Annotated in this window: 9 protein-coding genes; 7 read left to right on the top strand and 2 right to left on the bottom strand. The window is 71.5% G+C overall.

The annotated features are described in order from the left end of the window. Positions 1-150 precede the first annotated feature (150 nt). The 7 genes from OIE49_RS13515 to OIE49_RS13485 all read left to right on the top strand — a co-directional run bounded on the left by OIE49_RS13515 (position 151) and on the right by OIE49_RS13485 (position 11,283). Positions 151-1,611, top strand: coding sequence for a sodium:solute symporter (locus tag OIE49_RS13515; RefSeq protein ID WP_326802533.1), 1,461 nt, complete (start codon positions 151-153; stop codon positions 1,609-1,611). 56 nt (positions 1,612-1,667) lie between these two features. Then, a complete protein-coding gene (gene speB, locus OIE49_RS13510) occupies positions 1,668-2,639 on the top strand; it encodes an agmatinase (protein WP_100569187.1) in 972 nt (323 codons plus the stop codon). A 5-nt stretch (positions 2,640-2,644) separates the two neighbouring features. Next, positions 2,645-4,330 (top strand): thiamine pyrophosphate-binding protein, encoded by a 1,686-nt coding sequence (locus OIE49_RS13505; RefSeq protein ID WP_326802532.1) that lies wholly within the window; start codon positions 2,645-2,647, stop codon positions 4,328-4,330. A 184-nt stretch (positions 4,331-4,514) separates the two neighbouring features. Beyond that, on the top strand, positions 4,515-5,381 hold the full coding sequence (locus tag OIE49_RS13500; RefSeq protein WP_326806219.1) for a serine hydrolase: 867 nt from the start codon (positions 4,515-4,517) through the stop codon (positions 5,379-5,381). Between the two features lie 96 nt (positions 5,382-5,477). Next, complete coding sequence (locus OIE49_RS13495; protein WP_326802531.1) at positions 5,478-9,206, top strand: ABC transporter ATP-binding protein; 3,729 nt, start codon at positions 5,478-5,480, stop codon at positions 9,204-9,206. Positions 9,207-9,284: 78 nt separating this feature from the next. Continuing rightward, a complete protein-coding gene (locus OIE49_RS13490; RefSeq protein WP_100569185.1) occupies positions 9,285-9,674 on the top strand; it encodes a hypothetical protein in 390 nt (129 codons plus the stop codon). A 118-nt stretch (positions 9,675-9,792) separates the two neighbouring features. Beyond that, positions 9,793-11,283, top strand: coding sequence for a S28 family serine protease (locus OIE49_RS13485; protein ID WP_326802530.1), 1,491 nt, complete (start codon positions 9,793-9,795; stop codon positions 11,281-11,283). A gap of 72 nt (positions 11,284-11,355) precedes the next feature. Here OIE49_RS13485 and OIE49_RS13480 read toward each other — a convergent pair whose 3' ends face one another. Beyond that, a complete protein-coding gene (locus OIE49_RS13480; RefSeq protein ID WP_326802529.1) occupies positions 11,356-11,985 on the bottom strand; it encodes a hypothetical protein in 630 nt (209 codons plus the stop codon). Positions 11,986-12,129: 144 nt separating this feature from the next. Further along, positions 12,130-13,959 carry a glycoside hydrolase family 3 protein gene (locus OIE49_RS13475; RefSeq protein ID WP_326802528.1) on the bottom strand — a complete coding sequence of 610 codons (1,830 nt, stop codon included), beginning with the start codon at positions 13,957-13,959 and terminating at the stop codon, positions 12,130-12,132. Positions 13,960-14,197: the final 238 nt, after the last annotated feature.

Below are 14,197 nucleotides of genomic sequence, written 5' to 3'. Positions count from 1 at the left end.
TTTTCGGCCACCTAGTGTCTAGGGGGCTGGCAGCCACGGGTACGGGCGATGTCCCCGCGAGCCCTTGCCGAGCCTCACCCCCACGTATCTGCACGACCCCATACATCTGCACGACACCGCCGCCCGGATGTGCGCGAAGGAGGGCCCCACATGGCCGTCGACTACACAGTGATCGTCGTCTATCTCGCCGGCATGCTGGCCATGGGCTGGTGGGGCATGCGCCGCGCCAAGTCCAAGAGCGAGTTCCTGGTCGCGGGCCGCCGCCTGGGCCCCGCGATGTACTCCGGCACGATGGCGGCGATCGTCCTCGGCGGCGCCTCCACCATCGGCGGCGTGGGCCTCGGCTACAAGTACGGCCTCTCCGGTGCCTGGATGGTCTTCACCATCGGCCTCGGAATCCTCGCCCTCTCGGTCTTCTTCTCCGCCCGCATCGCCCGGCTGAAGGTCTACACCGTCTCCGAGATGCTCGACCTGCGCTACGGCGGCCGGGCCGGCATCATCTCGGGCGTCGTGATGTGGGCGTACACCCTGATGCTGGCGGTGACCTCCACCATCGCGTACGCCACGATCTTCGACGTGCTGTTCGACCTGAACCGCACCGTCGCGATCATCCTCGGCGGCGCGATCGTCGTGGCCTACTCCACCCTCGGCGGCATGTGGTCCATCACGCTGACCGACATGGTGCAGTTCGTGGTGAAGACGATCGGCGTGCTGCTCCTGCTGCTGCCCATCGCCGTCGTCAAGGCGGGCGGCTTCAGCGAGATGAAGGCCAAGCTGCCGACCTCCTACTTCGACCCGCTGGGCATCGGCGGCGAGACGATCTTCACGTACGTCCTGATCTACACCTTCGGCATGCTGATCGGCCAGGACATCTGGCAGCGCGTGTTCACCGCCCGCAGCGACACCACCGCCAAGTGGGGCGGCACCGTCGCCGGCACCTACTGCCTGGTCTACGCGATCGCCGGCGCGGTCATCGGCACCGCCGCCAAGGTGCTGTACCCCAACCTCGGCAGCGCCGACGACGCCTTCGCCACCATCGTCAAGGACGACCTGCCCATCGGTGTCCGCGGCCTTGTGCTCGCCGCCGCGCTGGCCGCGGTGATGTCCACCTCCTCCGGCGCGCTGATCGCCTGCGCCACCGTCGCCAACAACGACATCTGGTCCCGGCTGCGCGGCGCCGTCCGCCGCGACGGGGAGGCGCACGACGAGGTCAAGGGCAACCGCGTCTTCATCCTGATCATGGGCGTCGGCGTGATCTGCACCGCCATCGCGCTCAACAACGTCGTCGAGGCGCTGACCGTCGCCTACAACCTGCTCGTCGGCGGGCTGCTCGTGCCGATCCTCGGCGGACTGCTGTGGAAGCGCGGCACCGCGCACGGCGCCCTCGCCTCCGTGATCGTCGGTGGCGTCGCGGTCATCGGCCTCATGGCGACCTTCGGCATCCTCGCCAACGAGCCCGTCTACTACGGCCTGTTGTCCTCCCTGGCCGCCTACGTCATCGTCTCCCTGGCGACCAAGCCGACCGACGCGGCCGTCCTCGCCGCCTGGCGCGAGCGGCTCGCCGGGCGCACCCCCGAACTCGCGTCCGAACCGGCCCCCGCTCACCAGTAGAGTCGATCACGAGTCATCACATACGCGACGAAGCGCAAGAAAGAAGGCATTTCGCCATGAGCAGCACCGAGACGCCCCGCGGTCCCGTCGACTCCTCCCGCGTCCCGCGGTACGCCGGCCCCGCGACCTTCGCCCGGCTGCCCCGCCTCGACGAGGTGGGCACCGCCGACGTCGCCGTCGTGGGTGTGCCGTTCGACTCCGGCGTCTCGTACCGGCCGGGCGCCCGCTTCGGCGGCAACGCTATCCGCGAGGCGTCCCGGCTGCTGCGCCCCTACAACCCGGCGCAGGACGCCTCCCCCTTCGCCCTCGCCCAGGTCGCGGACGGCGGCGACATCGCCGTGAACCCGTTCAACATCAACGAGGCCGTCGAGACGATGGAGGCCGCCGCCGACGAACTCCTCGGCACCGGCGCCCGGTTGATGACCCTCGGCGGCGACCACACCATCGCGCTGCCGCTGCTGCGGTCCGTCGCCAAGAAGCACGGCCCGGTCGCGCTGCTCCACTTCGACGCCCACCTCGACACCTGGGACACCTACTTCGGCGCCGAGTACACGCACGGCACCCCGTTCCGGCGGGCGGTGGAGGAGGGCATCCTCGACACCGAGGCGCTCTCCCACGTCGGCACCCGCGGCCCGCTGTACGGCAAGCAGGACCTCACCGACGACGAGAAGATGGGCTTCGGCATCGTCACCTCCGCCGACGTCTACCGCCGCGGCGCCGACGAGGTGGCCGACCAGCTCCGCCAGCGCATCGGCGACCGCCCGCTGTACATCTCCATCGACATCGACTGCCTCGACCCGGCGCACGCGCCCGGCACCGGCACCCCCGAGGCGGGCGGCATGACCTCCCGCGAACTGCTGGAGATCCTGCGCGGCCTGGCCTCCTGCAACCTGGTCTCCGCCGACGTCGTCGAGGTGGCCCCGGCGTACGACCACGCCGAGATCACCTCGGTGGCCGCCTCGCACACGGCGTACGAACTGACCACGATCATGGCCCGCCAGATCGCGGCGGCCCGGAAGGACGCGTAAGCGAAGTGACGCACGACCACGACCTGGTGCTCCGCCCGACACCCGAGCAGACGGAGGCCGCCCTGAACCCTCCCCCCGGCCGCAACGGCGGAGACCTGGTCGTGGAGACCCTGGCCGGGCTGGGCGCGACGACCGTCTTCGGCCTGCCGGGACAGCACGCCCTCGGCATGTTCGACGCGCTGCGCCGGTCGGAGCTGACGTACGTCGGCCTGCGGGTGGAGAACAACGCCGGCTTCGCCGCCGACGCCTACGGCCGGATCACCGGTGAGGCCGCGCCGCTGCTGCTGTCGACCGGCCCGGGAGCGCTGACCTCGCTCGCGGCGCTCCAGGAGGCGGCGTCGGCCTCCGCCCCCGTCCTGGCCATCAGCAGCCAGATCCCGACGGCCGGGCTCGGCGGCGGCCGCCACGGCTACCTGCACGAACTGCCCGACCAGGCCGCCTCGTTCCGCGGTGTGGTGAAGTCGGTCCACACGGTCCGCACCCAGTCGCAGATCCCCTCCGCCATCGCGGCCGCCTGGAAGTCGGCGCTGACGGTCCCGCACGGGCCCGTGTGGGTGGAGATCCCGCAGGACGTGCTCCTCGAACCGACGAGCCTGCCGGTGGTGACGGCCCTGGACGCCACCCCGGAGGAACTGGTCCCGCGTCCCGAACTCACCGCGGTGGCGGCCGGCCTGCTGTCCGGGGCCGCCCGCCCGGCGATCATCGCGGGCGGAGGGGTGGTCCGCGCCGACGCGTCCGGCAAGCTGCTGGCCCTCGCGGAGCGGCTGAACGCCCCCGTCGTCACGACCTTCGGCGGCAAGGGCGCCTTCCCCTGGGAGCACCCGCTGTCCCTCCAGTCCTGGCTGGAGGACCGGCACACCACGGACTTCCTCGAGGACGCCGACGTGCTGCTCGTCATCGGCTCGGGCCTCGGCGAACTCTCCTCCAACTACCACACGTTCAAGCCGCGCGGCCGCGTGATCCAGATCGAGGCCGACCTCGGCAAGCTGGAGTCCAACCACCCGGCGCTCGGCATCCACGCCGACGCCCGCCTGGCCCTCCAGGCCCTGCTGGAGACCGTGGACGAGCGCGCCGACGAGGGCGCCGCCGACCGCGTGCGCGAGGTCCTTGCCAAGGTCCGCGACCGGATCGCCGCCCAGGAACTCACCCTGGAGCAGGACGTGCTGGCGTCCGTCCGCCGCGCCCTGCCCGCCGGCTCGCCGTCCTTCTGGGACATGACGATCCTGGCGTACTGGGCCTGGTCGGCCTTCGACGCTAAGTCCCCCAACACCATGCACTCGGCCCAGGGCGCGGGCGGCCTCGGCTACGGCTTCCCGGCGGCGCTCGGGGCCGCGGCCGCGGACCGCACCCGCCCGGTCCTGGCGGTGTCGGGCGACGGCGGCGCGCTGTACTCGATCGCGGAACTGGCCACCGCCCGCCAGTACGGCCTCGACGTCACCTGGCTGATCGTCGACGACGGCGGCTACGGCATCCTCCGCGAGTACATGACCGACGCGTTCGGCCAGGCCACGGCCACGGAGCTCACCCGCCCCGACTACGTGGCCCTGGCGGAATCCTTCGGCGTCCCGGGCGTGCGCACGACCCCCGAGACCCTGGCGGCCGACCTGGCGAACGCCCTTGCCGAGCAGGGTCCTTCGGTCGTCGTCCTCCCCGCCGTCCTGCGGATGTTCGCGCCCACGCATCTGGACTGAGGCCGCGGCGAAACCGGAAAGGGGCTCGTGCTCGTGTGCGCGAGTCCCTGACTGCGTTCGGGTAACGACCAGTCAAATCTCGGCCAACTCGCGCAACCTTTTGTCAGAGTCCGTACGTCAACTGGACATGACTCACTCAACAACCCGACGCGCCAGAGTGCTCGCGGCGGGCGTGGGCGCCGGGATGCTGATTCCCTGCGTGGCCGCCGCGACGCCCGCCGCGGCCGCCACACCCACGGTCAGCTGCACGTCCGGCAAGGCGGGCCTGGCAGCCAAGTTGGAGAAGGACATCACCGCGGCGATGAAGGACCGCAAGGGCACCGTCGCCGTCGGTCTGCGCGACCGCACCACCGACACGACCTGCACGCTGCGCCAGTCGACCGCCTACGACTCGGCCAGCGTCGTCAAGGTCACCGTCCTCGCCACCCTGCTGTGGGACGCCAAGAAACACAACCGCTACCTCACCGCCCGCGAGACGACCCTCGCCAAGGCCATGATCACCAAGTCGGACAACGACGCCACCTCCACCCTGTGGAAGCAGCTCGGCGTGACGAAGGTGAAGGGCTTCCTCAGCGCGGCCGGCATGACCCAGACCAAGCCCGGCGCGAACGGTTACTGGGGCCTGACCCAGATCACCGTGCGTGACGAGCAGAAGCTGCTCGGGCTGATCACGGCCAAGAACTCGGTACTCAGCGACAACTCCCGCGACTACATCCTCAAGCTCATGGGCCAGGTCGTCGCCTCCCAGCGCTGGGGCACGCCCGCCGGGGCGCCGTCCTCCGTCGCCGTGCACGTCAAGAACGGCTGGCTGTCGCGCGCCACGCACGGCTGGCGGGTGCACAGTGTCGGCACCTTCAAGGGCACCGGCCGCGACTACATGATCACGGTGCTCACCCAGGACAACAGCACCATGAACTACGGCGTCACCACCATCCAGAACATCGCCAAGGCCATCCACAAGGACCTCGTGCCCACGACGACGGACCCCGCGCGTTACGCGCCGACCACCACACCCAAGGAGGCGTTCGTGGCCGTTCCCCCCGGCGGGTGACCCCGCGCCGCCGGGCGCATCGTTGCGGCGGGATGAAATCCGCCCCCGCCCGCGTTGGTGTCTTCCGGAAGATCAGTTCTTGAGGGAGGCACCGACGTGGCAGCGCAGCCGGGATGGGCGCGGAGACTGGCCGGGTACGCCTGGCGTCACCCCAGGGACGTCGTCCTCGCCCTCGGCGCCTCGCTCGGAGGCATGGCCGTCACGGCGCTGGTGCCGCTGATCACCAAGGTGATCATCGACGACGTGATCGGCGACCACAGCCGCCGTATGACCCCCTGGGCGGGCGCCCTGATCGCCGCCGCGCTCGTCGTCTACGTCCTCACCTACATCCGCCGCTACTACGGCGGCCGGCTCGCCCTCGACGTCCAGCACGACCTGCGGACGGAGATGTACGAGACGATCACCCGGCTCGACGGCAGACGCCAGGACGAGCTGTCCACCGGCCAGGTGATCGGCCGCGCCACCAGCGACCTCCAGCTGATCCAGGGCCTCCTCTTCATGCTGCCGATGACGATCGGCAACGTCCTGCTCTTCCTGATCTCCCTAGTCATCATGGCCTGGCTGTCGCTGCCACTGACCCTGGTCGCTCTCGCCGTCGCCCCGGCCCTCGGCTGGATCGCCCGGCGCAGCCGCACCAAGCTCCACCCCGCCACCTGGTACGCCCAGGCGCAGGCCGCCGCCGTCGCCGGCGTGGTCGACGGCGCGGTCAGCGGCGTCCGCGTGGTGAAGGGCTTCGGACAGGAGGAGCAGGAGACCGGCAAGCTGCGCGAGGTCGGCCGCAGGCTGTTCGCCGGGCGGCTGCGCACCATCCGGCTGAACTCCAGGTTCACCCCCGCGCTCCAGGCCGTGCCCGCCCTCGGCCAGGTCGCCATGCTGGCCCTCGGCGGCTGGCTCGCTGTGCGCGGGCACATCACGCTGGGCACCTTCGTCGCCTTCTCCGCCTACCTCGCCCAGCTCGTCGGCCCGGTCCGCATGCTCGCCATGGTGCTCACGGTCGGGCAGCAGGCCCGGGCGGGCACCGAACGCGTCCTGGAGCTGATCGACACCGAGCCCACCCTGACCGGGGGCACCAAGGAGCTGCCCGCCGACGCCCCCGCGACCGTCGAGTTCGACGACGTCTCGTTCGGCTACGCGGACGACCGGCCCGTCCTCCAGGGGCTGTCGTTCGAGATCCGCCCCGGCGAGACCCTGGCCGTCGTCGGCTCCTCCGGCTCCGGCAAGTCGACGGTCTCCCTGCTGCTGCCCCGCTTCTACGACGTCACCCACGGCGCCGTCCTCGTCGGCGGCCACGACGTGCGCGAGCTGACCCTGTACTCGCTCAGGGCCGCGATCGGCCTGGTGCCCGAGAACTCCTTCCTGTTCTCCGACACCGTCCGCGCCAACATCGCCTACGGCCGCCCCGACGCCACCCCGGAGCAGATCGAGGCGGCCGCCCGCGCCGCCCAGGCCGACCGCTTCATCGCCGAGCTGCCCGACGGCTACGACACCACGGTCGGCGAGCAGGGACTGACCCTCTCCGGCGGCCAGCGCCAGCGCATCGCACTGGCCCGAGCGATCCTCACCGACCCGCGCCTGCTCGTCCTGGACGACGCCACCTCCGCCGTGGACGCCCGCGTCGAGCACGAGATCCACCAGGCTCTGGCACAGGTCATGGAGGGCCGCACGACCCTCCTCATCGCCCACCGCCGCTCCACCCTGAACCTCGCCGACCGCATCGCCGTCCTCGACCAGGGCCGCCTCGCCGACCTCGGCACCCACGACGAGCTCCAGGAGCGGTGCGCCCTCTACCGGCGCCTGCTCACCGACCCCGACGAGCTCGGCGGCGTCTCGCCGGGCCACGCCCAGCCCGCCGCACCGCCGGAGGACGTCTCCGTACGGCAGGAGCTGGACGCCGAGTTCGACGCCGAGCGCGGCATCACGCCCACGCTGTGGGCGGGGGAGCGCGAGCCCCGGGACACGGCGATGTCCGGCATGCCCGCCACCCCCGAACTGCTCGCCCAGGTCGCCGCGCTGCCGCCCGCCACCGACACCCCCGGCATCGACGAGCGGCGGGCCGTCCGCCCGGAGGACTCCTACGGCCTGCGCCGCCTGCTGCATGGCTTCGGCCTGCCGCTCCTGGTCAGCCTCGGCCTCGTCGCCGTGGACGCCGGCATGGGCCTGCTACTGCCGGTCATGATCCGGCACGGCATCGACCAGGGCGTCACACGGATGGCCCTGGGTGCCGTCTGGGCGGCCTCGCTGCTCGCCCTGTTCGCCGTGCTGGTGCAATGGGCGGCGCAGATCGGCGAGACCCGGATGACCGGCCGCACCGGCGAGCGGGTGCTGTACTCGCTGCGCCTGAAGATCTTCGCCCAGCTCCAGCGGCTCGGCCTGGACTACTACGAGCGCGAGCTGACCGGCCGGATCATGACCCGCATGACGACCGATGTCGACGCTTTGTCGACATTTCTGCAGACGGGCCTGGTGACGGCGTTCGTCTCCGTGGTCACCTTCTTCGGCATCATGGTGGCCCTGCTGGTGATCGACGTGCAGCTGGCGCTGGTCGTCTTCGCGACGCTGCCCCCGCTGGTCGTCGCCACGTTCTTCTTCCGCCGGGCGAGCGTGCGGGCGTACGAGCTGGCCCGTGAGCGGGTGTCGGTGGTCAACGCCGACCTCCAGGAGTCGGTCGCCGGGCTGCGGATCGTGCAGGCCTTCCGGCGCGAGGGGGACGGCGGGCGACGGTTCGCCGGGCGCAGCGACAGCTACCGCCAGGCGCGGATCCGGGGCCAGTGGCTGATCTCGGTCTACTTCCCGTTCGTGCAGTTCCTGTCCTCGGTCGCGGCGGCCTCGGTGCTGATCGCGGGCGCGAGCCGGGTGGAGGCGGCCACGCTGACCGCGGGTGCCCTGGTCGCGTACCTTCTCTACATCGACCTGTTCTTCGCGCCCGTCCAGCAGCTCTCCCAGGTCTTCGACGGCTACCAGCAGGCGACCGTCTCCCTGGGCCGCATCCAGGAACTGCTCCGGGAGCCCACGTCCACACGGTCCGCCGCCGAGCCCCGCGACGTGCCCGGGCTGCGCGGCGAGGTCGCCTTCGAGGACGTGCACTTCCGGTACGGCGCCGCCGACGAGGGCGAGGCGGCCCTCACCGGCGTCGACCTGCGCATCCCGGCCGGACAGACCGTCGCCTTCGTCGGCGAGACCGGCGCGGGCAAGTCGACCCTGGTGAAGCTGGTGGCCCGGTTCTACGACCCGACCGGCGGCCGGGTGACCGTCGACGGCACGGACCTCAGGGAGCTGGACATCACCGCGTACCGGCACCGGCTCGGGGTCGTGCCGCAGGAGGCGTACCTCTTCCCGGGCACCGTCCGCGACGCCATCGCCTACGGCCGGCCCGACGCCACCGACGCCGAGGTGGAGGCCGCCGCGCGCGCGGTCGGCGCGCACGAGATGATCGCCACGCTGGAGGGCGGCTACCTGCACGGGGTCGCCGAGCGCGGACGCAACCTGTCGGCCGGTCAGCGCCAGCTCATCGCGCTGGCCCGCGCCGAACTCGTCGACCCCGACGTCCTGCTCCTCGACGAGGCGACCGCCGCGCTCGACCTGGCCACCGAGGCACAGGTCAACCAGGCCACCGACCGGCTCGCGGGCCGCCGTACGACGCTGGTGGTCGCCCACCGGCTGACCACGGCCGCCCGCGCCGACCGCGTGGTGGTGATGGACCACGGCCGGGTCGCCGAGGACGGCACGCACGAGGAACTGCTGGCCCGTGACGGGCGGTACGCCGAGCTGTGGCGGACGTTCGTCGGCGCGTCCGAGCCGGAGGAGCCGGTCAGCGCGTCCCGCTGAACCCGCGGAGGGCAACCGTCCGGCCCACGGGCCGCGTCCGTACATCAGTACGCTTGTAACTGGCAGTCAGGGGGGACTGTGGACAGTGGTGCGATACGCCGGAGGCCGCTGCCGGTCGTGGCCGTGCTGACCGGGGCGGTGCTGCTGGCGTTCGCCGCACCCGGCACCGCCAGGGCAGCGGCCACCGCCTGCGCCGGCCGCGAGGTCAGGACGGTGCCCTTCGCCACCGGCACCATCCACGTCCACAAGCGCGACGGCTACGTCTGCGCCCTCACCGTCGCCACGAAACCCGGCTCCAAGCGGCCGATGTCGGTGACGGTGCAGGCCCGCGGCAACCGTCCGGTCACCGACAAGGGCCGCTACTCCCGGCACGCCGGCCCGGTCACCGTCCACGCGGGCCACCGGTGCGTGCGGGTCGCCGGATCGGTGGGATCGAAGTCGGTCCACACGGACTGGATCCTGTGCTGATCCCCTGATCCTGGTGCCGAACCGCTGAAACACGTTCAGGTGTTTTCCCTGCTCCCCTGGTGTGCACCCGAGTTGCTCCGATAGCTTCCGGCGAACATCTGTCTCATAGGGAGGGTGCATGCGCAAGGCGCTCAGATGGCTGCTCGCGCTCACTGTGTCCATCGGCACGCTGAGCACGGCGGGGGCGGCCACAGCAGCCCCCAAGCTCTCGGCTCCGCTCGAGCAGGGGGTCCCCCCATCGCCGGAGGCCACGAACGGCACCGCGGCCAGCTCGGAAACCGACATCCTGAACCGGCTCCTGGCCATCCCGGGGATGAGCCTGATCCAGGAGAAGCCCTACAGCGGCTACCGCTTCTTCGTCCTCAACTACACCCAGCCGGTAGACCACCGCCATCCGTCGAAGGGCACCTTCGAGCAGCGGATCACCGTGCTGCACAAGGGAGAAGACCGTCCGACGGTCTTCTACACCGGCGGCTACAACGTCTCCACGACGCCCAGCCGCCGTGAGCCCACCCAGATCGTGGACGGCAACCAGGTCTCCATGGAGTACCGGTTCTTCACCCCGTCCCGGCCCGCCCCGGCCGACTGGTCCAAGCTCGACATCTGGCAGGCCGCCAGCGACCAGCACCGCATCTACCAGGCGCTGAAGCCGGTCTACTCCCACAACTGGATCGCCACCGGCGGCTCCAAGGGCGGCATGACGGCCACCTACTACAAGCGCTTCTACCCCGGTGACATGGACGGCGTGGTCGCCTACGTGGCCCCCAACGACGTGGTCGACAAGGAGGACTCCGCCTACGACCGCTTCTTCGCCACCGTCGGCACCAAGGAGTGCCGCGACCGGCTGAACGGGGTGCAGCGGGAGGCGCTGGTGCGCCGGGAGTCGCTGGAGAGCAAGTACGCCCAGTTCGCCGCCGACAACGGCTACACCTTCACCACCATCGGCAACCTGGACAAGGCGTACGAGGCCGTCGTCCTCGACTACGTGTGGGGCTTTTGGCAGTACAGCCTGCTGAAGGACTGCGGCACCATCCCGGGTGACGCCAAGAACGCCACCGACCAGCAGATCTGGGACACCGTCAACACCATCTCCGGGTTCGACGCCTACACCGATCAGGGCCTGGAGACCTACACGCCGTACTACTACCAGGCGGGCACGCAGCTCGGCGCGCCGACCATCCAGTTCCCGCACATCGAGAAGAAGCTGATCCGCTACGGCTACCAGCCGCCGCGCAACTTCGTGCCGCGGTCCATCCCGATGAAGTTCCAGCCGTCGGCGATGCGTGACGTGGACACCTGGGTTCGCCGGCACGCGAACCACATGCTCTTCGTGTACGGGGAGAACGACCCGTGGGGCTCGGAGCGGTTCCGCCTCGACAAGAAGGCACAGGACTCGTACGTCTTCACGGCGCCCGGCATGAACCACGGGGCGAACGTCGCCGGTCTCGTGCCGGACGAGAAGGCGCTCTCCACGGCGAGGATCCTCGAGTGGGCCGGAGTCGCCGGCCCGGCGGTCCAGTCGAACCCGTCGGTGGCGAGGCCGCTGGCCGGCTTCGACGCGAAGCTGGACGTGCGGGACGTGGAGCGCGAGCCCGCGCTCAGGCCGTGACGCGCTGATCCGCACACGCTGATCGAGAGGCGCTGATCGAGACGCGCTGATCCCGGTGGGCTGCGCCCGGAGTCACAGTCTCCGGGCGCAGCCCACCGGTTCGTCACCGCCCAGCCGGACGTACAGGGCGGTCGACGCGGGACACTCCTCGCGGCTGCGCACCGCCCCTATCACCCGGTACTCCGCTTTCTTCCCGCCCGAGCCGTCGCACGCGGTCTCCCGGACCTGGCCGCGGCCGGAGCCGTAGAGGCAGTCGCCGACGACGGTGCGCGGGCCGCCCCCGCCACCGGGATCGCCGGGGTGCGGCGGCTGAAGGTTGCGCATACAGGCGTAGCCCTGCGGGATCGCGCCGCCCTCCCGGCCCTGGACGGCCGGCTGGGCGCCGATGTGCAGCACGAAGTCGGTGTCCGGCGGGCAGGGCGGGCCGTCGGCGGTCCGGCCGTCGTGGCGGGCGGTCACCCGGGCCGCCGCCCGCTCGCCGGAGCACGGCACCTCGGTGAAGCTCGTCGCGCCGAAGGAACTGCACTCGCCCACATCGAGGAACACCGCGCCGTGTCCGGAGGGCAGCGTGGGCGCCGGGGCACCGCTCCGCTCCTGTGCGTCCGCGGACCCGGACGGCTGTCCGCAGCCCGCCAGCACGGCCACGAGCAGCGCGGCCAGGACGCACGCCACCCCCACCCGCCATGTCCCGCGACTCGCCATCCCCCGGTCCACCCCCCTGGCCCAGCGTGGCCCGTCACAGCGGGGCCACGCCAGGCGTGCGGGGCGCTTCGGGCCAGTTTGCGGTGGCGCGCCGGGGGCGCGACGTAAGCGACGTACGCCCGACGCGCGAGCCCGGCCAGTACGTCAGTACGTCAGGCCGTACCCGATGGGGTACAGGACCCGCGCCGGGTCGTCCGCCCGCTGCACCGGCACCGGGAGCCTCCCGCGCGGCCTCGCCCCGCCCGCGATCACCCGTGCGGCGGCGCGCAGTTCCACGTCCGTCCAGGAGTAGGCCGCCAAGTGGGCCGGGACGGTGGGCAGCTGAGCGATGTCGTAGGGGTTGCGGATCGCGACCGCGATCACCGGGCGGCCGCTGGCGACGAGCCGCTCCACCAGCGTCTTCTGGGAGCTGCCCGCCGTGACGTTGTACGTCGCGACCACCACCGCGTCCGCGTCCTGCGCCGCGGCCACCGCCTGGTCGGCGGTCGCGGCCGACGGGGCGGTGCCGGTCGACAACGCCTTGGCCTGGAAGCCGAGTTCGGTGAGGGCGGCGGCGAGCACTCCGGTGGGCGGCCCGGTGGTGCCCGACGGGGAGGCGGGGTCGGCGCCGACGACGAGCAGCTTCTTGTGGCCGCGGCGGGACAGCGGCAGCAGGCGGCCCTCGTTGGCCAGCAGGGTCGTGGTCCGCTCGGCGATCCTGTCGGCCGCCGCCAGGTGGGTGCCGATGCCCACGACGCGGTCGACGTTCGCCTGGCTGACGTAGGGGTCCTCCAGCAGTCCCAGCTTCGCCTTCAGCCGCAGAACGCGCAGGATCGACTCGTCGAGCCGGGCCTCGGTCAGTTCGCCGGCGCGGACCGCGTTCAGCACCGCGTTCCAGGCCACGTCCAATGAGGGCGGGTTGAGCAGCTGGTCCACGCCCGCCTTCAGCGCGAGCACCGGCACCCGGTCGTCGCCGTACTTGGTGCGCACGCCGTCCATGCCGAGCGAGTCGGTCACCACGACCCCGTCGTAGCCGAGTTCGCCGCGCAGGATGCCGGTGAGGATCGGGTGGGAGAGGGTGGCCGGGTCTCCGGAGTCGTCCAGCGCCGGGAACTGGATGTGCGCGGTCATGATCGAGTCGATGCCGGCCTTGATCGCGGCGCGGAACGGGACCGCGTCCAGCTTCTCCCACAGCTCGCGGCTGTGCGTGATGACCGGGAAGCCGTAGTGGCTGTCGGTGGCGGTGTCCCCGTGCCCGGGGAAGTGCTTGGCGGTCGCCGCCACCTTGGAGCTCTGGTAGCCCTTCACCTCGGCGGCCACCAGCCTCGCCACCGCGTCCGGGTCGGCGCCGAAGGACCGTACGCCGATGACCGGGTTGGCCGGGTTGACGTTCACGTCGGCGTCGGGGGAGTAGTCCTGGTTGATGCCGAGCGCGCGCAGCTCCGCACCGGAGACGCGGCCCAGGGTGTGGGCGTCGGCGGACGAGCCGCCCGCGCCGACCGCCATGGCGCCCGGGAAGAGGGTCGCGGGCTTGCCCACGCGGCAGACGATGCCGTGCTCCTGGTCGGTGGCGACGAGCAGGGGCAGGCCGCGCGGCTGCCCGAGGGACGCCTTCTGGATCCCGTTGGACAGGTCGGCGATCTGGTGCGGGTTCTGGGTGTTGTTGGCCCAGGCGAAGTAGATGATGCCGCCGACGCGGTACCTGGCGATCAGCTCGGCGGCCGTGCGGACGCCGATCTCCTTGAGGTTGGCGTCGATGTCGGCCTGCGTCGGGTCGGTCGCCGAGTGGCCGTAGACCCGCATCACGAAGAGCTGGCCGACCTTCTCCTCGAGCGTCATCCGGGAGATGAGGGCACGCAGCTTCTTGTCGTTGTAGGAGGCGGCGTGGGCGGTGCCGGTGCCCGTGACCGCCAGGGCGGCGGTGATGCCGGCGGTGGCGGCGAGGACGGTGCGTCTGGAGGGAAGTGCGGTGGTTCCCGTGCTGGTGTCGTGCACGTGCGCCCCTTCCGGGAGGAGATCCGCTGGACCAGGGGGTGTCTGACACCCCCTGGCGCTGAAGGAAACTTCCGAGGAGTCACCAATATCCAGGAAGTTTCTGCCAGTCAAGGGAGTGCACAGGAACCGGTGAGGGCGCCGCCGGCGCTGCCGGAGGGGGGCGCGCCGACGGCGGCGGGCTGCCGGCCGCGGTGCGGAGGAGAGGGTGGCCGGCGATCGCGTCCGTCGGCGAGGCCGA

This window comes from Streptomyces sp. NBC_01788 (assembly GCF_035917575.1).
Lineage (GTDB): Bacteria > Actinomycetota > Actinomycetes > Streptomycetales > Streptomycetaceae > Streptomyces.
This window is presented reverse-complemented; position numbering and strand designations above follow the sequence as displayed.